At 56.7% G+C, this 21,934-nt stretch carries 20 protein-coding genes and 1 tRNA gene; 7 read left to right on the top strand and 14 right to left on the bottom strand.

Going from position 1 to position 21,934, the window contains the following annotated elements; all coding sequences use genetic code 11:
* Positions 1 to 9 precede the first annotated feature (9 nt).
* The 3 genes from xseA (at position 10) to HMPREF2891_RS06650 (ending at position 2,680) form a co-directional block, all read left to right on the top strand.
* The gene (gene xseA, locus HMPREF2891_RS06660) at positions 10 to 1,338 is read left to right on the top strand and encodes an exodeoxyribonuclease VII large subunit (RefSeq protein ID WP_070664626.1); all 1,329 of its coding nucleotides are present in this window, start codon (positions 10 to 12) and stop codon (positions 1,336 to 1,338) included.
* Between the two features lie 26 nt (positions 1,339 to 1,364).
* Positions 1,365 to 1,604 carry an exodeoxyribonuclease VII small subunit gene (locus HMPREF2891_RS06655; protein WP_070620989.1) on the top strand — a complete coding sequence of 80 codons (240 nt, stop codon included), beginning with the start codon at positions 1,365 to 1,367 and terminating at the stop codon, positions 1,602 to 1,604.
* A gap of 161 nt (positions 1,605 to 1,765) precedes the next feature.
* The gene (locus HMPREF2891_RS06650; RefSeq protein ID WP_070664624.1) at positions 1,766 to 2,680 is read left to right on the top strand and encodes a carbohydrate kinase family protein; all 915 of its coding nucleotides are present in this window, start codon (positions 1,766 to 1,768) and stop codon (positions 2,678 to 2,680) included.
* A gap of 109 nt (positions 2,681 to 2,789) precedes the next feature.
* On the opposite strand, the gene pflA is transcribed toward HMPREF2891_RS06650, so the two are convergent.
* The 4 genes from pflA to HMPREF2891_RS06630 all read right to left on the bottom strand — a co-directional run bounded on the left by pflA (position 2,790) and on the right by HMPREF2891_RS06630 (position 7,003).
* Positions 2,790 to 3,704 (bottom strand): pyruvate formate-lyase-activating protein, encoded by a 915-nt coding sequence (pflA, locus tag HMPREF2891_RS06645; protein WP_070664622.1) that lies wholly within the window; start codon positions 3,702 to 3,704, stop codon positions 2,790 to 2,792.
* Between the two features lie 5 nt (positions 3,705 to 3,709).
* Positions 3,710 to 3,961, bottom strand: a complete 252-nt coding sequence (grcA2, locus tag HMPREF2891_RS06640) for an autonomous glycyl radical cofactor GrcA2 (protein ID WP_034509318.1) — start codon at positions 3,959 to 3,961, stop codon at positions 3,710 to 3,712.
* A gap of 4 nt (positions 3,962 to 3,965) precedes the next feature.
* A complete protein-coding gene (locus tag HMPREF2891_RS06635) occupies positions 3,966 to 6,074 on the bottom strand; it encodes a pyruvate formate lyase family protein (protein ID WP_070664620.1) in 2,109 nt (702 codons plus the stop codon).
* A 164-nt stretch (positions 6,075 to 6,238) separates the two neighbouring features.
* The gene (locus tag HMPREF2891_RS06630; RefSeq protein ID WP_070620995.1) at positions 6,239 to 7,003 is read right to left on the bottom strand and encodes an isoprenyl transferase; all 765 of its coding nucleotides are present in this window, start codon (positions 7,001 to 7,003) and stop codon (positions 6,239 to 6,241) included.
* A 145-nt stretch (positions 7,004 to 7,148) separates the two neighbouring features.
* On the opposite strand from HMPREF2891_RS06630, the gene trhA reads away from it, so the two are divergent.
* Together trhA and greA are read left to right on the top strand one after the other, a co-directional pair.
* Complete coding sequence (gene trhA, locus HMPREF2891_RS06625) at positions 7,149 to 7,859, top strand: PAQR family membrane homeostasis protein TrhA (protein WP_083311289.1); 711 nt, start codon at positions 7,149 to 7,151, stop codon at positions 7,857 to 7,859.
* Positions 7,860 to 7,956: 97 nt separating this feature from the next.
* Complete coding sequence (gene greA / locus HMPREF2891_RS06620; protein ID WP_034509328.1) at positions 7,957 to 8,436, top strand: transcription elongation factor GreA; 480 nt, start codon at positions 7,957 to 7,959, stop codon at positions 8,434 to 8,436.
* 161 nt (positions 8,437 to 8,597) lie between these two features.
* Here greA and HMPREF2891_RS06615 read toward each other — a convergent pair whose 3' ends face one another.
* Complete coding sequence (locus HMPREF2891_RS06615; RefSeq protein ID WP_070620997.1) at positions 8,598 to 10,028, bottom strand: AI-2E family transporter; 1,431 nt, start codon at positions 10,026 to 10,028, stop codon at positions 8,598 to 8,600.
* A 121-nt stretch (positions 10,029 to 10,149) separates the two neighbouring features.
* On the opposite strand from HMPREF2891_RS06615, the gene msrA reads away from it, so the two are divergent.
* A complete protein-coding gene (gene msrA / locus HMPREF2891_RS06610; RefSeq protein WP_070664618.1) occupies positions 10,150 to 10,779 on the top strand; it encodes a peptide-methionine (S)-S-oxide reductase MsrA in 630 nt (209 codons plus the stop codon).
* A gap of 91 nt (positions 10,780 to 10,870) precedes the next feature.
* On the opposite strand, the gene HMPREF2891_RS06605 is transcribed toward msrA, so the two are convergent.
* The 3 genes from HMPREF2891_RS06605 to HMPREF2891_RS06595 form a co-directional block, all read right to left on the bottom strand.
* Positions 10,871 to 11,272 carry an FKBP-type peptidyl-prolyl cis-trans isomerase gene (locus tag HMPREF2891_RS06605; protein ID WP_070621000.1) on the bottom strand — a complete coding sequence of 134 codons (402 nt, stop codon included), beginning with the start codon at positions 11,270 to 11,272 and terminating at the stop codon, positions 10,871 to 10,873.
* 13 nt (positions 11,273 to 11,285) lie between these two features.
* Positions 11,286 to 12,215: a Bax inhibitor-1/YccA family protein gene (locus HMPREF2891_RS06600; protein WP_070621002.1), complete on the bottom strand. Its 930-nt coding sequence runs from the start codon at positions 12,213 to 12,215 to the stop codon at positions 11,286 to 11,288.
* Positions 12,216 to 12,302: 87 nt separating this feature from the next.
* A tRNA-Leu gene (locus HMPREF2891_RS06595) sits at positions 12,303 to 12,379 on the bottom strand.
* 247 nt (positions 12,380 to 12,626) lie between these two features.
* Here HMPREF2891_RS06595 and nhaA point away from each other — a divergent pair.
* Positions 12,627 to 13,991 (top strand): Na+/H+ antiporter NhaA, encoded by a 1,365-nt coding sequence (gene nhaA, locus HMPREF2891_RS06590; RefSeq protein WP_261666848.1) that lies wholly within the window; start codon positions 12,627 to 12,629, stop codon positions 13,989 to 13,991.
* A gap of 17 nt (positions 13,992 to 14,008) precedes the next feature.
* Here nhaA and HMPREF2891_RS06585 read toward each other — a convergent pair whose 3' ends face one another.
* The 6 genes from HMPREF2891_RS06585 to mfd all read right to left on the bottom strand — a co-directional run bounded on the left by HMPREF2891_RS06585 (position 14,009) and on the right by mfd (position 21,915).
* A complete protein-coding gene (locus tag HMPREF2891_RS06585; RefSeq protein WP_315940658.1) occupies positions 14,009 to 14,974 on the bottom strand; it encodes a Ppx/GppA phosphatase family protein in 966 nt (321 codons plus the stop codon).
* Positions 14,971 to 15,507 carry a DUF501 domain-containing protein gene (locus tag HMPREF2891_RS06580; RefSeq protein ID WP_070664614.1) on the bottom strand — a complete coding sequence of 179 codons (537 nt, stop codon included), beginning with the start codon at positions 15,505 to 15,507 and terminating at the stop codon, positions 14,971 to 14,973. The genes HMPREF2891_RS06585 and HMPREF2891_RS06580 overlap by 4 nt, the downstream gene beginning before the upstream one ends.
* A gap of 3 nt (positions 15,508 to 15,510) precedes the next feature.
* Complete coding sequence (locus HMPREF2891_RS06575) at positions 15,511 to 16,143, bottom strand: FtsB family cell division protein (protein ID WP_083311288.1); 633 nt, start codon at positions 16,141 to 16,143, stop codon at positions 15,511 to 15,513.
* A 132-nt stretch (positions 16,144 to 16,275) separates the two neighbouring features.
* Entirely contained in the window at positions 16,276 to 17,556 is a 1,281-nt protein-coding gene (gene eno, locus HMPREF2891_RS06570) for a phosphopyruvate hydratase (RefSeq protein WP_070664610.1), read from the bottom strand.
* A 160-nt stretch (positions 17,557 to 17,716) separates the two neighbouring features.
* The gene (locus tag HMPREF2891_RS06565) at positions 17,717 to 18,241 is read right to left on the bottom strand and encodes a hypothetical protein (RefSeq protein ID WP_070664608.1); all 525 of its coding nucleotides are present in this window, start codon (positions 18,239 to 18,241) and stop codon (positions 17,717 to 17,719) included.
* 71 nt (positions 18,242 to 18,312) lie between these two features.
* Positions 18,313 to 21,915, bottom strand: a complete 3,603-nt coding sequence (gene mfd, locus HMPREF2891_RS06560) for a transcription-repair coupling factor (protein WP_148131735.1) — start codon at positions 21,913 to 21,915, stop codon at positions 18,313 to 18,315.
* Positions 21,916 to 21,934 lie beyond the last annotated feature (19 nt).

The following is a 21,934-nucleotide window of genomic DNA, read 5'->3' as shown; positions in this document are numbered from 1 at the left end:
GGGGGAAGCATGGAAGTTAGGACCACGCCGAGTCGCGGCGCGGACAAACCAGCGCTTGCAAAAGTAGCGCGCGAAACCACTCGGGAAAACCCGTGGCCTCTTGCCCTGCTCTCTAAGAACATGAAGCAGTACATTGACCGCATGTCCGCCCTGTGGGTTGAAGGCCAAATCGTTCAACTCAACGAGCGCCCCTCCACCCGCATGTCATTCCTAACCATCAGAGACGTAGATGAGGACGTCTCAATGGATGTAACGGTTTTTGGCGGAGTCCTTCAAAGAACGGGCGGAGCTGTCCAAGCGGGTACACGCGTAGTTGCATACGTAAAACCCACGTTCTGGGAACGCTCTGGGCGGCTCAACCTGCAAGCTAGCGAAATTCACCCGGTTGGAGTTGGCGACCTACTGGCACAGATCGAGCAACTGCGCCAGAAACTGCAAGCCGAGGGCCTGTTCAACGCCGAACACAAGAAGCTTCTACCTTTTCTTCCTCGCACCATCGGCCTCATTTGCGGGCGAAACGCGAAAGCTAAAGACGACGTGCTTGTGAACGCTATGGCGCGTTGGCCCGGCGCACGCTTCGAAATCCGCGAAGTACTCGTACAAGGCCCCAACTGTCCTCCCGAAGTTAGTGCAGCCATCGCAGAGCTCGATGCGATTGAAACCGTGGACGTCATCATCGTTGCGCGCGGAGGTGGATCTGTTGAAGACCTGCTTCCCTTTTCCGATGAGCGCATCATCCGAGCCGCATTCAAAGCTAACAAGCCCGTAGTTTCGGCAATCGGGCACGAGGGTGACGCTCCCCTACTGGATCTCGTCGCAGACGTGCGCGCATCTACTCCAACCGACGCCGCGCGTAAAGTCGTGCCCGATCTGAAAGAAGAACACGCAAATCTCGCGCGCGCGTTGGAAAGCATTCGCTCACGCGCGCAGATGCAGATCAAGCGCGAGAGCGAGTACCTCAACCTGTTAAAAGACAGGCCCGTGTTGAAAGAGCCAACCGGCTCTCTACAGATCTACAAGACTGGGCTAACTCAGGCGGTTACGAACATGCGCCACTTTGTGAGTGCGCGCATCGACCGCGAGCGCGCTGGCCTTGTTGAGGCAGCCGCGACCTTGCGGGCGCTCTCGCCGCAGGCCACTTTGGAGCGTGGTTACTCGATTGTTAAAGCTCCCGGCGTTGGCCTTGTTAAAGACTCTGCGAGTGTGAAGAAGGGTGACATTTTGGAAATTATGCTTGCCCGTGGCTCCATGATCGCAACCGTGTTTGGAACCCAGCCCGCGCATGGGGTGGATGAAGCGGACCAGTCTGCAAAATCAGATTCCCCCACAACGAACTAGATACTTTACAAAAGAGGAGAGAGAAAATGGATAAGGAAAAGTTGATTGACCCCGGTCAGCTTTCATACGAGCAGGCCCGCGATGAGCTGGTACAGATTGTGAAGATGCTTGAAAGCGGGAAAACTCCGCTGGAGGAGACGCTTACTCTTTGGGAGCGCGGTGAAGCTCTTGCCGCACGCTGTCATGCTGTTTTGAGCGCTGCAGAACAGCGCATTGAACAAGCCCGCGCCGACTCGTCCCCCGCTCATGAAACTACGGCAGAGTAGCGAAGGCTCATCTCAGTAAGAGCTCAAAACCTCCGGATACCGGGCAGTACCCAACGGTTCCCTCATCTGCGATCGGCATACGTTCAGAGATTGAAAGGGCCAAACCGCGCCCAGGGTGAACATATACACTGAGATCAAAATCTCGAGAGTATGGAAGTCCAATGATTAATCCAAACGCACTGATAATCGGCGAAGCCCTGGTGGACATTGTTGTTCCCCAGCGCGGTGAGTCAAAAGAAATTCCTGGCGGGTCTCCCGCAAACGTTGCTCTTACACTCGGCCGGCTTGACCGCAATGCTCGCCTACTCACGTGGCTGGGCTCAGATGCGCGCGGCCAGCTCGTGCGCAAGCACCTGGAAGAGTCCAACGTGGTCGTCTCAGAAGAGTCGATGCGTGCCGAAAAGACCTCTACCGCTCTAGCCAGGCTCGACGAAACAGGCGCCGCAACCTACACGTTCGACATCGAGTGGAAGCTACCCAAGTGCGAGATCGGTGACGATACCGTGGTTGTACACTCCGGCTCTATTGCCGCAACCCTGGAACCGGGCGGTAGCGATGTCGTGCGGCTTTTGGAAGGAGCGCGCGAAGTAGCCACCGTAACCTACGATCCCAACGCGCGGCCTACCATCATGGGAGATCCCGCTAAGGCATACGAACGCATCAAGGAATGCGTCCGCCTCGCTGACGTAGTAAAAATGTCCGACGAAGACGCTGAGTGGCTAACTGGAAACTCCGACATAGACCAGGTGGCCCGCGAATGGTTAGAGCTGGGGCCCGCCCTGGTAGTTGTAACCAGAGGTGGCGAGGGCGTAAGCGCATACTTCGGCGACGAAGCTGTACACCTTCCCGCAGCCGATGTGAAGGTAGTGGACACGGTTGGAGCAGGAGACTCGTTCATGGGCGGACTCATCGATGCGCTCTGGAGCGAAAACCTGCTGGGAGCAAACAATCGTTACGCACTTGCTCACATTGATCGCGAATGCGTTATTCGCATGCTTGGCCGAGCAGGGTCGATATCTGCGATCACGGTGTCACGTGCCGGCGCAAACCCGCCGTGGAAGAAAGAACTCATCTAATCCACCAAGTAGATAGGGCAACACAAAACGGCGGTTCAGATTTGAACCGCCGTTTCCATATGGGTGTATCTGCTCAAATGCAACGAGCTTAAGACCGTTACTGACTGAACTAGTGGGTTTCGATCCCGCGGGAACGAAATACTTCTCGCGCAGCTTCGGTTTCTTCTGGCGTTGGAGGCTCTACGTCTTCCAACTCGTATTCCATGCCAAGCGCGTCCCACTTGTCTCGCGCCATCTGGTGGAACGGTAGTACCTCAACACGTTCAACATTGGGCCAGCCTGCCACGATGTCAGCCACTGCCTCGATGTTCTCTTTTTTATCCGTAAGCCCTGGAACTAGCACAAAACGAACCCACACCCTTTTGCCAATCTCCGCAAGCCTATTGCCGAACGCGATGGTTGGCTCCAGTTGCGCTTTGGTGGTTTTGAAGTACGTTTCTTGGTCCCCGGCCTTAACATCCAAAAGCACTAGATCAATATCGGCAAGCATGCTATCCGAGCAGTTCACGCCCAGATTCCCCGACGTGTCGATCGTGGTGTGAATCCCCTCCTCCTTGCACGCGCGAAGCAGGTTGGCAAGGAACGCGGGTTGCATGAGCGGCTCGCCACCGGAAAAGGTTACGCCCCCGCCAGTCACCTTGAAGATCGTCTTGTACCGACGCAAACGATCCATGAGGTCATCAAGCAGAACTGGCGTTCCCTTGCGCATATACAGCGTGTCTGGGTTGTGGCAGTACACGCAACGCAGAGGACAGCCGGAGAAGAACACGGTTGCCCGTGTTCCCGGCCCGTCCATTGCGGTCACAAGCTCCCACGAGTGCACCGACCCCAGCTTGCCTTCACGAACTGCCTGGAAATGTTCAGATCGTTCCATGTGCGGGGCAACAGCAATACCGTTCAGCCCCGCACCTTGCGCTCGGGGAACCTCATATTCTAAAGGATCGGGGCGGTATTCCCCCGTTGAACCTTCCGAGTAACCGGAAGATCCAGCAAGCGAAGCCCGCCCCGAAGTTACGTCACTCAATCTGCTTACATACCCGCGTGGAAGGTACGAGAGAGCACGTCAAGCTGCTGTTCGCGCGTAAGACGCACGAAGTTAACCGCGTAGCCCGACACGCGCACGGTAAGCTGCGGGTACTTCTCTGGGTTCTCCATTGCATCCTCAAGGGTCTCACGGTTCAACACGTTAATGTTGGCGTGGTACAGGCCCTCAACGCCGCCGGTCGCTTCCCGGTTTGCCTTCATCGATGCGAGGCGTTCATCAAAGCTCTTTACAGTCATTTTGTTAGTCCTTCTTGATAAAGCCGGCATCCATGATACCGACGAGGTTCTCAATCTGTTCTTCCAGGTTTCGTCCCAAAGACGAAGGAATGATCGTGTTGGTAAGCGAAATACCGTCCAACGCGTCGGAGTAGTCGAGCTTGCCAACGGAAAGCATGGAAGCAAGCATTCCGTGCGTGTCCGCACCATTTTCTGGGTTTGCACCCGGCGCGAACGGCGTGCCAGCCTGGTGGCCCGACGGGAACGAGCCCGTGGCCTTACCGTAAACCACGTTTGAGGTGATCGTCAGCACCGACTGGGTCGGGATTGCATTGCGGTACATCGGGATGGCCTTGATCTTCTCCATCACGGTGTGAACAATCGTCGCCGCAATGTCATCAGCACGGTCATCGTCATTGCCGTAACGCGGAAACTCACCCTCGGTTACGTAATCAACTACGAGGCCAGTTTCATCACGCACGGGCGTGACCTTCGCGTACTTGATTGCAGAAAGTGAGTCCGCAACGATCGACAGGCCCGCGATACCGCAACCCATCGTGCGGGTGATCTGCGAGTCGTGTAGCGCCATTTCCATGGACTCGTAGGCGTAACGGTCGTGACAGTAGTGGATGATGTTCAACGCCTCAACGTAGGTGCCGACCACCCAATCGAGCATTTGCTCGTACTTTTTCCATACCTCATCAAAATCCAGCGGACCATCGCCCTCAACCGGAGTATGGTCAGGCACAACCAGCTTGCCGGACACCTCGTCGCGGCCTCCGTTAATGGCGTACAGGAGGGCCTTAGCGGAATTCACGCGAGCGCCAAAGAACTGCATCTGCTTGCCGACCTTCATCGGGGATACACAGCATGCAATAGCTGCGTCATCGCCCCAGCGGTCGCGGATCTGGTGATCCGACTCGTACTGGATCGAGGATGTCTCGATCGAGACCTTCGCACAGAACTTCTTGTACCCCTCGGGAAGCTCGGGGGACCAGAAGATCGTGATGTTCGGCTCGGGAGCCGGGCCGAGGTTCACCAGGGTCTGGAGCAAGCGGAACGAGGTCTTCGTTACGAGCGTGCGTCCGTCCTCGCCAAAACCACCGTCGGACCAGGTTGCCCAGTACGGGTCACCAGAGAAGATCTGATCGTAAGCTTCGGTACGCAGGAAGCGGACAATGCGAAGTTTGATAACAAGCGCGTCAATGATCTCTTGCGCTTCTTCCTCAGTGAGGATGCCGCGAGCGAAATCGCGCTCAAAGTAAGCGTCGAAGAAGCCGGACAGGCGACCGAACGACATTGCGGCACCATCCTGCGACTTAACCGATCCGAGGTAGCCGAAGTAGGTCCACTGCACGGCTTCTTTAGCCGTTGAGGCCGGACGCGAAATGTCGAATCCGTACTTCGAAGCCATGCTCTTCAGCTTGTTCAAAGCTTTGATCTGCTCGGAAATTTCTTCGCGATCACGAGCCCAGCCTTCCGAGAAAGGCTGGTCCGCACAGCGGTCTTTGTCAGCCTGTTTCTGGGCGATCAGGTAATCAACGCCGTAAAGCGCTACGCGACGGTAATCACCGATGATGCGGCCGCGACCGTATGCATCGGGCAACCCCGTGATGATATGCGAGGAGCGAGCCGCGCGGATGCGTGGAGTGTAGATGTCGAATACCGCATCGTTATGCGTCTTGCGGTACTTAGTGAAGATCTTCTTAACTTCTTCATTCGGCTCTTTACCGGCTTCCCTGATGGCGGTTTCAACCATGCGCCACCCACCGGCAGGCATCATCGCGCGCTTCAGCGGAACATCGGTCTGGAGGCCAACCACTACATCGTCATCCTCGCTGATGTAACCAGCACCGAAAGCGTCAACGTCCGCAGGAGTTTCAAGATCAACATCGTAAACGCGGCGCTTGCGCTCTTCCGAGAGGTACTTCTCCTCAAGCGTCTGCCATAGACGCAAAGTTTTTTCCGTTGGGCCAGCTAGGAAGTCCGCTTCACCCAGGTAGGGGGTGTAGTTGCGTTGAATGAAGTCTCGGACATCGATTTCCCGGTCCCAGTTTCCGGTGTTGAAACCTTCCCACTCAGCAAAATCGACTTTTTCACGGCCAGCGTGCTCGTCGACGGAGACAAATGACATTAAACACTCCGATTTCGATTATTTGACTTTTCTCTTCACCAACAACGATACCTAACGTGATCACTGATTGGTCGGACATACATGTAAACTTGCTCACTTAACCACCCAAGCTCGTATTTTCTGCACAAACGCAACAAAAAATACAGGTAGCCAGCAAAGTGATTTTACTTACCCAGACGGCGTTCGCGCTGCCCGAAGTCGCGGAGTGCGCGCAAGAAATCAACTCGCCTAAAGTCAGGCCAGTATGCCTCGGTGAAATAGAACTCCGAGTGCACTGACTGCCAGAGCAGGAATCCCGAGAGCCGTTGCTCCCCAGACGTTCTGATCACGAGGTCCGGGTCTGGAACACCGGCGGTATATAGGTGGTCGGTAATGTCATCCACGGTTAGGACATCCGCCACCTCGTCAATACTCAAACCCTTTTGCGAGTATGCGCGAAGCAGCGCGCGAACAGCGTCGGTAATCTCGTGCCTGCCGCCATAACCGACGGCAATATTCACATCTAAAGACCCCGGTTCTCGGCCTTTTGCACAGGTTAGGCAGTCTTCAAGTTCGTCTCGAATATCATCGGGCAAGAGCGAGAGGTCGCCAACATATTTCAGGTTCCATCGCCCATCATCTGCCAGACGCCTAGCGGCCTCCGCAATGATTTTGAGGAGCGGGCGAAGTTCGGCTTCATCTCTATCTAAGTTATCGGTTGAAAGCATCCAGAGCGTAACGATCTTGATACCAAGCTCATCGGCCCACTCCAAGAACTCGGTGATCTTGTCAGCACCTTTGCGATGCCCGTAGGCGGTTGCATTGCCACCTTCCCGCGCCCATCTGCGATTCCCGTCGAGGATGACGCCCACATGCTTTGGCAAGCGCTCGGGAGTGAGTTCGGATACCAGCCGTTTTTCGTACAGGCTGTATAACAAACGGTTTTCCATCCCTCACTCCTTCAAAAAATGATTTTACGCTTGCCTTACCTCGATAGTAGATGAGGTTTGATCGGGATTGAAGATAATGCCTCCTTGACCACTAACTTACTCTCGCGTAACCTTAAGTTACTACACCGTAAGTTATGGAGCAGAAATGCAGCCTCACCCCCTTAGTGACACCGTCTTATCGGATCCAGATGTGAACTCGTCGCGGTCACTCACACCCCCCTCCATCAAGCCGCTGATGCGCGGTTGGATACACCTTGTCGCGGCACCACTGGCGTTCGCCGCCGCCCTCGTCTTGCTAATCCTCGCCCCCACCGCGGGCACGAGGTGGGCATCGGTGGCATACCTCGTGTCTAGCCTGCTCCTATTTGGAATGTCCGCGCTGTATCACCGCGGAAACTGGGGCCCCAAAGCCAATGCTCTTCTGCGCCGGTTTGACCATTCGAATATCTTTCTGCTCATCGCCGGAACCTACACGCCAATCTGTGTGGCATTGCTAAGCCCGGCACAAGCAACCAAGGTGCTGCTAATAGTTTGGATCGGAGCCGCACTAGGCATTGGCACATCAGTATTTTGGCCAAGCGCTCCGCGATGGTTCACAACCCCGATCTACGTACTGCTCGGCTGGGTGGCGCTTTGGTACCTGCCAGACCTATGGCAAGCGGGTGGTCCGGCGGTTGTTTGGCTACTGGTTGCCGGTGGCATCTGCTACACAATCGGCGCCCTCGTGTATGGATTCAAATGGCCCGGGCCAAGCGCACGCGTTTTTGGCTTTCACGAGATATTTCACTCGTTCACGGTTGCAGGATGGGCAACTCATTGCGTTGCCGCGTTTATCGCGGTGCTGTCAGCTACCTAAACACAGGTTTACTTGCTAGAGTGATCACGTCTCGCGCCTGCGACTTGGAACTTCAACTTCCGGGTCGCGGCGTCGTTCGTTTTGTAGGGAGGGCCCAATGGCCGAAAAGACTTGGTTGACGCAGGAAGCATACGACCGGCTCAAGGAAGAGCTCACGCACCGTTCCACGGAGTTGCGCGCTGAGATTGCGCGAAAGATTGACGAGGCACGGCAGGAAGGCGACCTTAAGGAGAACGGCGGCTACCACGCTGCTCGCGACGAGCAGTCGATGAACGAGACGCGCATCCAGCAGCTTGAGAATCTTCTTAAAGAGGCCGAGGTTGGAGAGACGCCGGCTGATGACGGCGTCGTTGAGCTCGGCATGATGGTGACCGCGGAAATCCTGGGCGAGCGCACGGAGTTTCTACTCGGCTCGCGTATGACGGGCACGGGACTAGGGATCGAGGTTTACTCCCCTGATGCTCCTCTTGGCGAAGCCATCATGGGTGCTAAGAAGGGCGACACCGTCTCTTACTACGCGCCCAACGGAAAGGAAATCGCGGTGAAGATCATCGACGCCGTTCCGTACAAGGGCTAATGCGCACATAACGCACACATAAATATTGGCGGTTCTAGGAAATATTCCTAGAACCGCCAATATTTTTATCTGCTAGTCCGCTCTAGATCGCATTTTGACCTGGCGATACTAGGTAAGACGGCGCTCACCTACCTGATAGCACCTCTCTAAAGATAGGAGGACTACTCGGCGGATTCCTCACCATTTTTGGCCGGGGAGTCTTGTAGCACTGCCTTCACAGAATCTGATACTTGCTCGCTAACCTTCGAGTTATCCGCCTCTTCCTCGTCGGCCGTTTCTGCCGGTTCGGCTTCCGGATCGATGCGACGCATATTGGGATCGTAGGAGGTCAAAAGCTGTTCTTCTAAACTTCCGGGAGGCCCGCCCGCACGGTCATTGTCTGTGGCAAGATTCGGGAACTTGTCGTAACCATACAGGTACAGAATCGAAGTGTTGAGGAAGGCCAAAACCGGGACGGCAAATAGCGCGCCCGCAATGCCAAACAGGAACGAACCCGCCGCCACCGCGAGTAGCACCGCAACCGGGTGAAGCGAAACCGCGTTCGACATGAGCCACGGTTGCAACACGTTTCCCTCCAGCTGCTGAACCACCAAGATGACCACCAGCATGAACACGGCGGTCATGAGACCCTGATCAACCAAGGCGACCAACACGGCAATGGTGCCGGTGAGGAATGCACCCACGATCGGAATGAACGAGCCTAGGAAGACCAGAACAGCCAGCGGGATAGCCAGGGGAACACCCAGGAAGAAAGCGCCCAAACCAATACCCGTAGCATCAATAGCGGCCACGAGAATCTGCGCCTTCGCGTACGCACCGAGCGTGGTCCAGCCACGAACCGCAGCTTCGTGAAGCGGCACGCGCGCAGGCTCTGGCATGCAACGCAAGAACCAGATCCAAATCTTGCGTCCATCCTTCAACAGGAAGAACAGGACGAACAGCGCGATCAGGGCACCGGTGAACACATTACCGACCGTGGCCGTGATGGATAATGCCCCCGAAGCAAGACGTTGAGAGTTGTCTTGAACCGCATTTATGATCTCGTCATTAAGCGAATTTAAGTACTTATCAACCGCTTCACTCTCAATGGGAAGCGGCCCCGTCCTAAGCCATTCAGTTAGCCTTGAAAAGCCGTCTGTTGCGCGCGAAACCAGATCGCCAAACTGCGCAATAATTTGCGAGGAAGACAAAGAGATCAGGCCCGCCACAACCCCAATACCAATCAATAGACTGAGCGTGGCACTAGCAGCCTTTGGCATACCGAGCTTGCGGTGAAGCAGTCTATTAATCGGATCAAGCAAGACGGCGAGCAATAGTGCCAACGCCACCGGAATCGCAATGACCGTCACGTACGACAATCCATATGCGACAAGTCCCAGAGCAAAAACAACGATTACCATCCGCCAAGACCATGCGGCCGCAACCTGTAGCGGCCAGCTCACATGATCTTGCACTCGCCTATCCGAATGCGGAGCAGGCTCAATCCTCTCCACTCGTACAGGTTCGGGTTGGATCGACTCGCGAGCCCTCAACAGGGGTTCAGAAAAACGATCAAAAAGATCGCTCACTCGCGTGGCACGACGCTTGGCCATGTGACCTCCAAAGTCTTTATTTTGCCGTCAAGGAAGTATACCGCTTCCGCTGTTTTCAAGCACAAGCGGTCGCGGCATTTACCGCAGACATGTAAGTTGTGACCAGAAGAAAGGTATTCACATGGCTACCCATAGCGGAACTATCGCGGGCAGGACCACACCGGTTGCCTCCCACCTCGGAAATCATCCCGTTTTAAACACTCCCATAGAGGGCCCCTGGGATGAACCACATGAAGTGCTCTATGTAGGCATGGGATGCTTCTGGGGCGCGGAGCGCATCATGTGGCGCCTGCCTGGAGTAATTGCAACAGCTGCTGGCTACATGGGTGGCACCACAGAAAACCCCACGTATGACGAAGTGTGCACGGGACAGACTGGACACGCCGAGATCGTCCGTGTGGTTTACGACCCGCGCAAGATCAGCACCGAACAGATCCTGAAGGTGTTTTGGGAGAACCACGACCCAACTACACTCAATCGGCAGGGCAATGATCGTGGCACGCAGTACCGCTCCGCGATTTACTACACGAATGAGAGCCAACGCGAGGCTGCTCTAGCAACCCGCGACGCGTTCCAAAACGTTCTAGGCGAGCACGGCAAAGGGCAGATCACCACGGAGATTGTTAGTGAGGGCGAGGCCGGCACGTTCTACCTTGCCGAACGCTACCACCAGGCCTACCTGCACCACATTCCAAACGGGTACTGCAACCACGGACCAAACGGAATGAGTTGCCCCATCGGCATCGTTTAAGACGCGTCGCGTAACCAGCCACGCGGGCAAAACAAAGCGGCGGCCCTCGCCCAAAATGGACTGAAGGCCGCCGCTTCACCTATTGGTTTAACTAGCTGACTCGAACGACGTCAGTCACGAACACGAGCGTGTCTCCACCGCCAATGCCGGCTTGCGGAACACCCGCATCGCCGTAACCAAGTTCAGACGGAATCGACAGCACAACACGCGAGCCTTCACGAATACCGATCAGGCCCTCATCCCAACCGCGAATGACCATGCCGATACCAACGGTGAAAGACAGCGGCTCGCCGCGATCATAGGAGTTGTCGAACATGTTGCCGTTCCAAACCTGACCGAGGTAGTGCGCATCGATCTGGTTACCAGGTGTGATGGGAGCCCCCGCCCCCTCGCGAATCACTTCAACATGCAGACCCGCGGGAGGCTCCTCGGTAAGGAACGCAATAGTGGGCTTGCGCAAGAAGTTATCGGATACTTTCAAAAATTCACTCATGGCGTCAGTCTACTTAATCTCCTGCAGCAGAGCGCAATATTGCCAGCAGACGCAGCACCTCAACATAAATCCACACGGCCGTCACGGTGATTCCAAAAGCCACACGCCAGGCGAAAACGGCGGGTACGCCGGCCTCGACGCCACGCTTTGCCACATCAAAATCTCCAATAAGGCTGTATGTGCCAATCACGATCGCGAGACCGCCTACAATCACCCCGAGGGGGATTCCTAGCACCGTGATGGATCCCAGGCCAAACGGCGTGGTTATAGCCCCCGTCCAGACCAAAACCATGTTCACCAGGTTGTATCCCAGCACCGAGAGAAGGCCAATCAACACAAAACGGTTTGTGCGCGAGGTGTAACGCACCTTGCCGGACGCGAACAGCGCGAGAGCCACCCCGATCACCACGAACGTTGCAATAACTGCCTGCAAAACGATACCCGGATACAGGAACTCAAACAGTAGCGAAAACGCGCCCAGCATGAGGCCCTCTGCAACCGCGTAAGCCGCAATCAGACCGGGGCGAATCGTCTTCGAGAAGATGTTCACCATTGCCAGGATGAGGCTGGCGATCATGCCGCCAAACACGAGCGGGACGGCAAGGGAAGGCGACATGCGAATCCCGAACCAAGCCACAACCGCGCCTAGAAGCACGAGGGCAAACATCGAGCCCGTCTTCACAATCACGTCGTCATAGGTCATGCGCCCGGTATTAACCGCGTCCGCGGCCGGAGCCCTGTAGGCGTCCTCAAACTGATCCATGGGCGCGGTACCCGGAGCGGTTTCCTGCGGGCGATGCGCTGTAGCGTGCGGATCAAATCGGCTCGACCCCGCATCTTGCATACCAGGGCGGCCCGGCTCGTAGCCCGGCATCGTTGGATATCCAGCGGGAGTTTTAGAAATCTCCCTATCGAGCTCTACCATCACGGGATTACCGCTCATATGCATCCGCTCCTAAATATAGCTGTCTCGTGAATTGCTATGAATATAACGGACTTTGCACGTGGCCGAAACATTTAACTGCCAACTTGGTACCCCCAGCCGGGCTCGAACCGGCACTCGGTCGATTTTAAGTCGACTGCCTCTACCAATTGGGCTATGGGGGCTCGCGCCCATTCTACGGGCAAAATGCCTGGTTACACCAAACGCGCCTGCCGGCCCCATTTCCAATAAACAACACGAAGCAGGTACAAACTGTTACAAATCGCACGGTTTCGCCCACATTTTAATCTTGTCCACTCATGGGGCGGGCAGATTTATTAGAGTCGAGGATAAGGTGTGTCTCGCGCGAGGCACCGAATATCTGAAAGAAAGGTAATCCGTATGTGGTCTGACGGCCGTAGAAGACCCGGCGTGAACCCTGACCCAAGTATTAAGCGCAGGTCAACACACAACCTGCCGGGAAATGTGGGAATGCAACGCCCCTTCGCCCTCTCTTCGTCGCAAATTAGGCGAATTGAACGAGAACGCAACGCCGCTAGACCACACGCGTTAAAGAGCGTCAAAGATCTGCCCAAGTCATTTGTTCGCTTCGTATCGGACGAGACGAAAGCGGGCATGCTCCTAGTGGTTGCGGCACTACTTGCGCTTGCTTGGGCAAACTCACCGATCGGCTTCATATACGAGGCCATGGCTAACTTCACATTTGGCCCGCAGGCTTGGCACCTGCACTTGCCGATCTCCGCTTGGGCCGCAGATGGCGTTTTGACCATCTTCTTTTTCGTGGTTGGTCTTGAGTTGAAAACCGAGTTCGTAACCGGTGCACTTCGCGACATTCGCGAAGCAGCTCTGCCCATGCTTGCCGCAGTTTTTGGCATGGTAGGCCCTGCCGTGGTGTACCTGCTGGTGCAGATTTTTGCAGGTTCCGAGGCGTTCTCGGGGTGGGCAATCCCCGCGGCCACCGATATTGCGTTCGCAGTGGCGCTCCTCGGAGTGTTTGGCAAAGGCATGCCCCCTGCGGCACGCACCTTCCTACTCACCCTGGCTGTGGTTGACGACCTCCTCGCAATCATCATCATTGCTGTGGTTTACTCCACTGATCTGAATCTCATTGCCCTCGGCATTTCTTTGGCACTCATTGCCCTATTCGGGTTCTTGGTCCAGCGCCGCCACATGCACTGGTGGCTCCTGATACCGGTAGCAACAGTGGCGTGGGGCTTCATGCACGCATCCGGTGTGCACGCCACGATCGCGGGCGTAGCGATGGGCTTGCTGGTGCCCGCAGTCCGTAGGCACGGTGAGCCACAGTGGTCCCACCACCTGGCAGAAAAGATCAATCCGATTTCAGCAGGTCTGGTCGTTCCCTTCTTCGCATTCTTCGCAGCTGGCGTGAACGTTTCGGAATCTGGCGGCATTGTAGAGACGCTTGCCGACCCGGTAGCGATTGGCGTCTCCCTCGGCCTGCCAATCGGGAAGCTGCTGGGAATCGCGGGTTCCGTTTGGCTACTAACCAAGTTCACGCGTCTGCGCCTGGGTGCCGGTGTCGATATGCCCGACATTGCGGCCATTGCAATGCTTGCCGGCATTGGCTTCACCGTGGCACTACTGATCGCGGGGCTCGCATTCCCCGCCGATTCGGTTCACATTCCGCACGCCAAGATGGGCGTCATGATGGGTACTGCGATTGCGGCCATCGCGGGTGGTTACGCGGTGCACTACCGTGCTCACCTGCATGCACGCGGCGCGGCCGCAAACCGCTTGCGCGCGCTCTCCTCGTAATCTGCTTAGAGGATCAACTAGATAATCGACAGCGCGATTCCATCGAGGATGTCGTGCTCAGAAACCCAGTTGCCGCGTAGTTTCGGATTATCCGATGCTGCGCGGCAAACTATTTGCCGCCAAATGAGCGCGCCGCCACTAATGACGTCTTCGCGTCCAGCCGGCATGTAGGGCAGTCGCGCAAGCTCATCCACGCTGGCATTGCTCATGTAGTCGCAGGAATCCACCATCTGCTGAAGACTAAAGCGCGACGCGTGCACGGCCTCTGGATCCCATTTTTTAAGCCCCAGGGCGTGGCAGGTAATGGTGGTAACCGTGCCGGCAACGCCAACTAGCGAGTTCACCTGAGTGAACGGCACGGCCGCTGCAGCCTTGTCAATCAAGCTGTCAATCCACGCTACGGCCCGGCTCGTATCCGGGTTTGGGGCTGCTATTTCGGGGAACTTCTCAGTGACACGAACCGATCCCATGTTCATGGAGATCGCGCCGAGCACGCCAGCTTCGGCAGAACCCGTCACGAACTCGGTGGATCCTCCCCCGATATCAATCACCATCACGGGGTTTTCAGCTTCGTGCAAGCTCGAGACCGCACCGGTGAACGAGAGCCCAGCTTCCTCGTTGCCCTCCACAATTTCTGGCTCAATCCCCACTGCGTCTTTAATAGCTGCGCGGAAGTCGTCACGATTGTGCGCATCGCGACTCGCAGACGTGGCCACAAATCGCAGTCTATTCACGCCAGCTTCACGGCAGATCTGCGCGTATTCCTTCGCCTGGTTAGCTGTGCGCGTAATCGCCGCCTCAGAGAGGTAGCCGGTACGATCCACGCCCTCTCCAAGCCGCACGATTTCCATTGTGCGCATGTCGTCAACAAACGAACCGGACTCCATGTGGCCAATCAGAAGCCTGATGGAGTTAGTACCACAATCAATGGCTGCCACCTTGCCGCCCTCGCGGCCCAAAAGCCACGGGAAGTTTTCACTCACGCGTCCGCTCCTTCAAAATCAGCGGGAGTTTGGCCCGGCAGACAGGAACACTTCTTCTGGTCCCACAGCCCCATCTCTTCTAGCTTGGCCAGCGTCCAATCTCCAATCGGATTTACACCCGGGCCAGCGGCAAGCGCGTGGCCAAGCAGGGCATGCAAACACTTCACGCGCTGCGGCATTCCTCCAGCCGAGAAACCGCTGATCTCATCAACTTTCTCCACAGCGTCACGCGCCTCAATATAAGCGAGGTGGGCAGCGGCGTATTCACTACGTAACTGCTCATCATCACCAAGACGCTCATTCAAAAACTCCATCCACTGATTGGACTCGAGGACGGAACACCCCTTAACGGCCGCGGGATGGGTCAAGTAGAACATGGTTGGGAACGGGCTGCCATTTTCCAAGCGAGGCGCAGTTGCTACCACCAATGGAGCGCCACAAACACACCTAGCCGCAATCCCTAAAACACCGCGCGGCTCGCGCCCCAACTGAAGCTCAAGAATCTTCAGATCAACATCTTGCGTCTTATCCAACGCCTACTCCTCGTTTTTCTTTACGTGCACCGACGGGTCAAGGCGAACCGGCTGATTCACATCATCGGCAGCATCCGCAGTATCAGCCACCACCAGGTACCAAGGCCGAGGCGGCCCCTGATCCTCAACAGGTTTGGTATCTGCCATCCCATCCGCGATGCCGGGTGCATCAAGCACCTGATACTGCGTCTCGCCGGGCTGGACATACTGTAGCCGCGCCCGCGCCTGTGAGGCTACGTAAGACTTGTCGCCCCACCGGTCCAGCTGATCTTGCAGCTCGGCGTTAGTCTGCTTCGCCTGCTCGATTTGGATTAGAACGGAACGATACTCACGCTGCTGGGCCCACCACTGGTGCAGTGGTTGTGTTACGCCCAAAAGAGCGACCACTAGGGTCAGAGTCAAGGCGAACGCTTTGAGCGACACCTTTCGCTCCGCGGCGGGAGCCTCTGCCGTTTTGGTGACGCTGGTCTTTCTTGCCCGCGAACGCGGCCTGCTACTTCCCGCTGACGAGTGTAGCCGTGCGCCCTTCCTCGCGATACCGGTGGGCTTGGATTGCGAGGTAGTTTTCTTCGCGCCGCTTCCCATGCCTTTAGGCATCGTTGGACGACGAACTCCGCTAACCCTACGTTCACTCATGCCTCTAGTTTTACAAAACTTAAGCGAAGTTGCCTAAACCGCGCCGGCGGCGGGTAAAACAAAAGAGACGGGGCCCGAAGACCCCGTCTCGATGCTCTGTCAGCTAGCGGTTAAACCACTTGCTACAAAGAGTTAGAAGTTCGCGCGTGGGAAAGCGCTACGGCCAGCGTACACCGCTGCGTCAGCAAGCTCTTCCTCAATACGCAGAAGCTGGTTGTACTTAGCAACGCGCTCAGAACGAGCCGGAGCACCGGTCTTGATCTGACCGGAGTTCGTTGCAACAGCGAGGTCAGCAATCGTGGTGTCCTCGGTCTCACCGGAGCGGTGCGAGGTCATCGACTTGAAGCCCGCACGGTGTGCAGCCTCAACAGCGTCAAGCGTCTCGGTGAGGGTACCAATCTGGTTTACCTTCACGAGCAGAGCGTTACCCGCATGCTCCTTGATACCGCGTGCAAGACGAGCCGGGTTGGTTACGAATAGGTCATCGCCAACCAGCTGAACCTTGTTGCCCAGCTCGCTGGTCATCTTGATCCAAGAATCCCACTCGTCCTCAGACAGCGGATCCTCAATCGAAACTAGCGGGTACTGTGCAAGTAGCTTCTCGTAGTACTTCACCATGAACTCGGTGTCGCGACCCTCTCCCTCAAGCATGTACTTGCCATCCTTGAAGAACTCGGTAGAAGCGACGTCAAGAGCAAGGGCGACGTCCTTGCCCGGCTTGTAGCCGGACTTCTCGATTGCCTCAATAATGAGGTCAAGTGCTGCAGCGTTCGACTCAAGCGACGGCGCGAAACCGCCCTCGTCACCAAGACCGGTGGAAAGACCGCGGTCCTTAATGACGCCCTTGAGCGTGTGGTAAACCTCAGCACCCCACTGGAGGGCTTCGCGGAACGAACCTGCACCAATCGGAGCAATCATGAACTCCTGAATGTCAACGTTCGTGTCAGCGTGCGAACCACCGTTGAGGATGTTCATCATCGGAACGGGCAGGACGTGCGCGTTCGGGCCACCAACGTAGCGGTACAGCGGCAGGCCAGCCGACTCTGCAGCAGCCTTAGCAACGGCCAGCGAAACACCAAGAATGGCGTTAGCACCAAGCTTGCCCTTGTTGTCCGTACCGTCGAGATCAATCATGATCTCATCGATCAGGCGCTGCTCAGTGGCGTCTTCATCGATCAGCTCTGGAGCAATAACGTCAGTTACTGCCTCAACTGCATCCTCGACACCCTTGCCCATGTAGCGGTTGTCGTCACCATCGCGACGCTCAACGGCCTCAAATGCGCCGGTAGAAGCACCCGACGGAACGGCTGCACGCGAAACGGTGCCGTCGTCAAGCAGAACTTCAACTTCAACAGTCGGGTTGCCACGAGAGTCAAGAATCTCGCGAGCACCAATGGCCTCAATGTGTGCCATGTTTTTCTCCTTCTATAGATCCGGTAATGTCGCGGACTATTTTTAACGAGTTATCGTTCCCTCATTAGGGTTTTGCAGACCATCTGCATTCCCCTTAGGTCTAGGTTGAAGATCAGCGGGGTGTAAGTCCTGTGAGGGCCCTGCCGATGCTTCTTAAAACTTACTGTTGTGGCGGGAGTACAACGCCCTGCAGGTTCGGCGCGTACACAGCGTTGTTCTCATCTAATGCCCCGTACCTCGGGTTGAGCTCAATGTCCTTGCCCTTCTGCACCTCAGCCACTTCCTGCGCCAACACCTGCTGATCCACTTTGCCCTGCAGGAGCACCAAAAGCTGGTTTATGCGTACAACGCCAACGGCAGCCGCATTAGCCGGCTCGCCGGGAGACTGCACCGAGGCCAGCGCATTACGGGCATCTTCATCTGAGAACTCAACGCCATGCTGGTTTGCAACCTCGCGAACTGCCTCCCCTTGCGCCAACACATAAACCACGCCTGCAGTTGGGAACTGCTGGCCGCTGATTTGCGAAAGCTGTTGGGCAGCCTCGCTCACTTCGTCTTCCGTATAGGTGGTTCCGTCGATATTCAGCGCCACACCCGGCTGGGCGGAACAGGCTGCGAGAGCAACTGTTGCCAAAACTGTGCCGGCGCCAACTACAATGCGTTTCCATGTTGACTTAAGTGTCACGGTTACGCGTCCTTTCGTTTTCAACCATCTGGTACAGATTCTACGCTGTTTCCCTTAACATTTTCTTGCCCCTACCTGGGTTGACCTTTAGAGTCAGGTGAATAGTCAACGATTGCCTGCAAAAAGTTTTGCGTCCAATCAAGTAGTTCCTGGTCCACAATGGCCGGGCCATCAAGTTTTTTGGACTTTGGGGCGGGCACCAGGATCTGGCGAACAGCCCCTTTAATTATTGAGCCCGGATACAGTCGCTTTAGCCGCAGAGCTTGAGAATCACGCAACTCCACGGGGGAAAATCGAATGTAACGCCCCTGCGCCACGATCTCTTTAATACCGAGGTCGCGTGCATACTCGCGCAATCCAGAGATAGCGAACAACAGTAGCACCTGTTCGGGAATCTTCCCGTAGCGGTCCACAAGCTCTTCGCGCAGGTCATGGGCCTCCTCGGGTGAACCCAACGCCGCAATTTTTGCGTACGTTTCGAGGCGAAGCTGCTCACCCTCAATGTAGCCCGGCGGGATGTGCGCGTCGACGGGGATTTCGACGCGCATCTCTTCACGTTTCGGAGGCTGCCCATCGCGATAGGTTGCCACGGCGTCAGCAACCATACGCACGTAAAGATCGAAACCCACGCCCGCAATGTGTCCGGACTGTTCACCACCCAGCAGGTTGCCGGCACCGCGAATCTCCAAGTCCTTTTGCGCCACCGCGATGCCCGCGCCCAGATCGGTATTAGCCGCAATCGTTGAAAGTCGCTCATGTGCGGTCTCGGTCAGAACCTTGTCTGCCGGGTACAAGAAGTACGCGTATCCCCTATCGCGTCCGCGTCCCACACGGCCTCGTAGCTGGTGAAGCTGCGACAGTCCCATTGCGTCCGCACGATCCACGATGAGCGTGTTGGCGTTAGAAATATCCAAACCGGTTTCAATAATCGTGGTGCATACGAGGACGTCGAACTCGCGATTCCAAAAGTCCACGATTACCTGCTCTAACTGAGCTTCAGCGAGCTTTCCATGCGCAATACGAACCCGCGCCTCGGGCACGAGCTCTTGAATGTGATCAGCGATCTTGCCGATATCTTCCACGCAGTTATGCACGTAGAACACCTGACCATCACGCAGAAGCTCACGTTTGATTGCGGCACTAACCTGCTGGTCTGAATATGCCCCCACAAACGTAAGGATTGGGTGGCGCTCCTCTGGCGGGGTGGCCAGGAGCGACATTTCGCGGATGCCTGTGATTGCCATTTCGAGAGTACGAGGAATAGGCGTGGCTGACATCGACAAAACGTCCACGTCGGTGCGCATCTGCTTCAGAGTTTCCTTGTGCTCAACCCCAAAACGCTGCTCCTCGTCAATGACAACGAGGCCGAGGTCCTTGAAGCGGACCGAACCTGTAAGCAGGGAATGAGTTCCAATCACAACGTCGATCTGGCCGGTGCGCAGACCTTCGCGAATGCGCTCCCCCTCGGCCGCGCTAGTGAAACGAGATAGGGCCGCAACATCTACGGGGAAGCCCGCATAACGTTGCTGGAATGTCTCCAGATGCTGCTGAACCAAGAGGGTGGTGGGCACGAGGACAGCCACTTGCTTGCCGTCTTGCACTGCCTTGAACGCGGCTCTAACCGCGATTTCAGTCTTGCCGTAGCCCACATCGCCGCCAAGCAGGCGATCCATAGGGATCGGCTTTTCCATGTCTGCTTTGACCTCGTCGATCACGGTCAGCTGGTCCGGCGTCTCCACGTACGGGAACGCGTCCTCAAGTTCGCGCTGCCACGGCGTATCGGGGGAGAACGCGTAGCCCTTCGCGGACTTACGTGCGGCGTAAAGACGAACCAGCTCTCCCGCGATCTCCTTAACAGCTTTACGCGCCTTGGCCTTGGTCTTCGCCCATTCAGCCCCGCCCATCTTGGATAGCTTTGGCTGATCCGAACCCGAATACTTAGAAACCTGATCCAGCTGATCGGTTGGAACGTAGAGGCGGTCCCCAGGCTGACCGCGCCGGGTGGGCGCGTACTCGATTAGCAAGTAGTCGCGCGTCACAGCCTCTTCGCCGCGTCCAATGGTGCGCGAAACCATCTCAATGAACTTGCCAATGCCATGCTGCTCATGGACGATGAGGTCGCCCTTTTCTAGCGTCAGCGGATCAATACCTTTGCGCCTGCGCGCCGGCATTTTTCGCATTTCCGCGGTCGATGAGCCCGCCTTGCCCGTCAGATCAGTCTCGGTAACAACCGCAACCTTCAGTTCCTCAGCTACAAATCCCGGCCCTGAGCCGGCGGCCAGCACTTCGATTACGCCTGGCTCTAGCCCCTCGGACACCGCCTCGACTATTTTTGCGGGCACAAATGCTTCGTTTAGCACCGCTGTAATACGTTTAGCCGGGCCCGGCCCATCCGTGGTTACAACCAGTTTCCAGCTGTCTTTTTGAAGTTTCCCAAGGTCAGAGGCGGCCTGGTCAATCTTGCCGCGATACGGCTTTACGTCACGAGCGCCCACCTGCATGAGGCTCGGCGTCACGACAATCGAAGCGTGCGCCGACGGCGCGTCGGTAAGCGCGTCGGCCAATTCCATTGGAGCAAGAGTGGAAATCTCTGCCCACCCAAAGCCGCGTTTGCGCGCAAGCGAGCGCATTTGCGTCAATGTTTTGAACGACGCGTTGCCGGCCTGAAGCGGAATCTCACCACCGGCCGCGGCGCCTGTCCAGGCGGCCTCCAAGAACTCTTGCGTAGTGGCAACGAGGTCTTCGGTGCGCGATTCAACGCGTTGCGGCTCGATGATAACCACCTGCGAATCGGCGCCAACGAGATCCAGCACGGTTTCCATGCCGCCTACGAGGATGGGGCTGAGCGACTCCATGCCTTCCACGTTGATGCCTTCGCTGATAAGCTCCAGCATCTGGCCCGCGCCCGGTAGCTTCGCGACGGCCTCGCGCGCGCGTTCGCGCACATCGTCGGTTAGCAAAAGTTCACGAGCAGCCGGCGCCCACAGACCCTCTTTAGCTGCGCCAACCGCGCGCTGATCTGCAATTGAGAAGTAGCGGACGTCGTCAACCTCATCGCCAAACATTTCGATACGAGTCGGATACGGATCAATGGGCGCAAATACATCGAGAATCCCGCCGCGAACGGCCATTTCGCCGCGCTTTTGCACCACTTCCGTGCGCTCGTAACCCAGATTCATGAGGCGGTTAGCCAGGCTTTCAAAATCAACGGTGTCGCCCACTCTAAGCCGCACGGGCTCCAGGTCCCCAAGACCGGAGATCACCGGTTGCAAGAATGCGCGTAGCGGCACAAGCAGCACTCTGATGGCGCCGGTTCGCGAGCCAACTTCGCCCTCGGGGTGCGCCAAGCGCCGCATGACCGCAACCCTGCGGGCCATCGTGTCCCGCTGCGGGCTGAGCCTCTCGTGCGGTAGGGTTTCCCAGCTGGGCAACACCTCCACTCCGTCGATATATCCGCGCAGGTGGGTGGCCAGTTCTTCCGCGTCCCGGCCGGTAGCTGTTACCACAACCAGCGGCCTTGCCCCCTCCTGCAGTGCCGCTTTAGCAAGCAGAGGAGCCCGCACTCCAGCTGCGGCAATGACCGTGGGGTTGCCCCCTTCGTTCAGGGCAAGGGCGGCAGCGGCAAGCGCCTCGTCACCATCAAGAGCGCTAAGTAGACCGCGAAGTTTTTTCAAAACAGCTCCTTGCATGAAA

It is taken from the genome of Actinomyces sp. HMSC065F11, assembly GCF_001813085.1.
GTDB lineage: Bacteria > Actinomycetota > Actinomycetes > Actinomycetales > Actinomycetaceae > Gleimia > Gleimia europaea.
This window is presented reverse-complemented; position numbering and strand designations above follow the sequence as displayed.

Coding starts and splice junctions, on each gene's coding strand:
- HMPREF2891_RS06630 (WP_070620995.1), bottom strand. CDS start 7,003: ATGGAAAACCGTTTGTTATACAGCCTGTACGAAAAACGGCTGGTATCC.
- greA (WP_034509328.1), top strand. CDS start 7,957: ATGGCCGAAAAGACTTGGTTGACGCAGGAAGCATACGACCGGCTCAAG.
- HMPREF2891_RS06650 (WP_070664624.1), top strand. CDS start 1,766: ATGATTAATCCAAACGCACTGATAATCGGCGAAGCCCTGGTGGACATT.
- xseA (WP_070664626.1), top strand. CDS start 10: ATGGAAGTTAGGACCACGCCGAGTCGCGGCGCGGACAAACCAGCGCTT.
- msrA (WP_070664618.1), top strand. CDS start 10,150: ATGGCTACCCATAGCGGAACTATCGCGGGCAGGACCACACCGGTTGCC.
- HMPREF2891_RS06575 (WP_083311288.1), bottom strand. CDS start 16,143: ATGAGTGAACGTAGGGTTAGCGGAGTTCGTCGTCCAACGATGCCTAAA.
- HMPREF2891_RS06600 (WP_070621002.1), bottom strand. CDS start 12,215: ATGAGCGGTAATCCCGTGATGGTAGAGCTCGATAGGGAGATTTCTAAA.
- HMPREF2891_RS06615 (WP_070620997.1), bottom strand. CDS start 10,028: ATGGCCAAGCGTCGTGCCACGCGAGTGAGCGATCTTTTTGATCGTTTT.
- eno (WP_070664610.1), bottom strand. CDS start 17,556: ATGGCACACATTGAGGCCATTGGTGCTCGCGAGATTCTTGACTCTCGT.
- trhA (WP_083311289.1), top strand. CDS start 7,149: ATGCAGCCTCACCCCCTTAGTGACACCGTCTTATCGGATCCAGATGTG.
- grcA2 (WP_034509318.1), bottom strand. CDS start 3,961: ATGACTGTAAAGAGCTTTGATGAACGCCTCGCATCGATGAAGGCAAAC.
- HMPREF2891_RS06635 (WP_070664620.1), bottom strand. CDS start 6,074: ATGTCATTTGTCTCCGTCGACGAGCACGCTGGCCGTGAAAAAGTCGAT.
- HMPREF2891_RS06605 (WP_070621000.1), bottom strand. CDS start 11,272: ATGAGTGAATTTTTGAAAGTATCCGATAACTTCTTGCGCAAGCCCACT.
- HMPREF2891_RS06655 (WP_070620989.1), top strand. CDS start 1,365: ATGGATAAGGAAAAGTTGATTGACCCCGGTCAGCTTTCATACGAGCAG.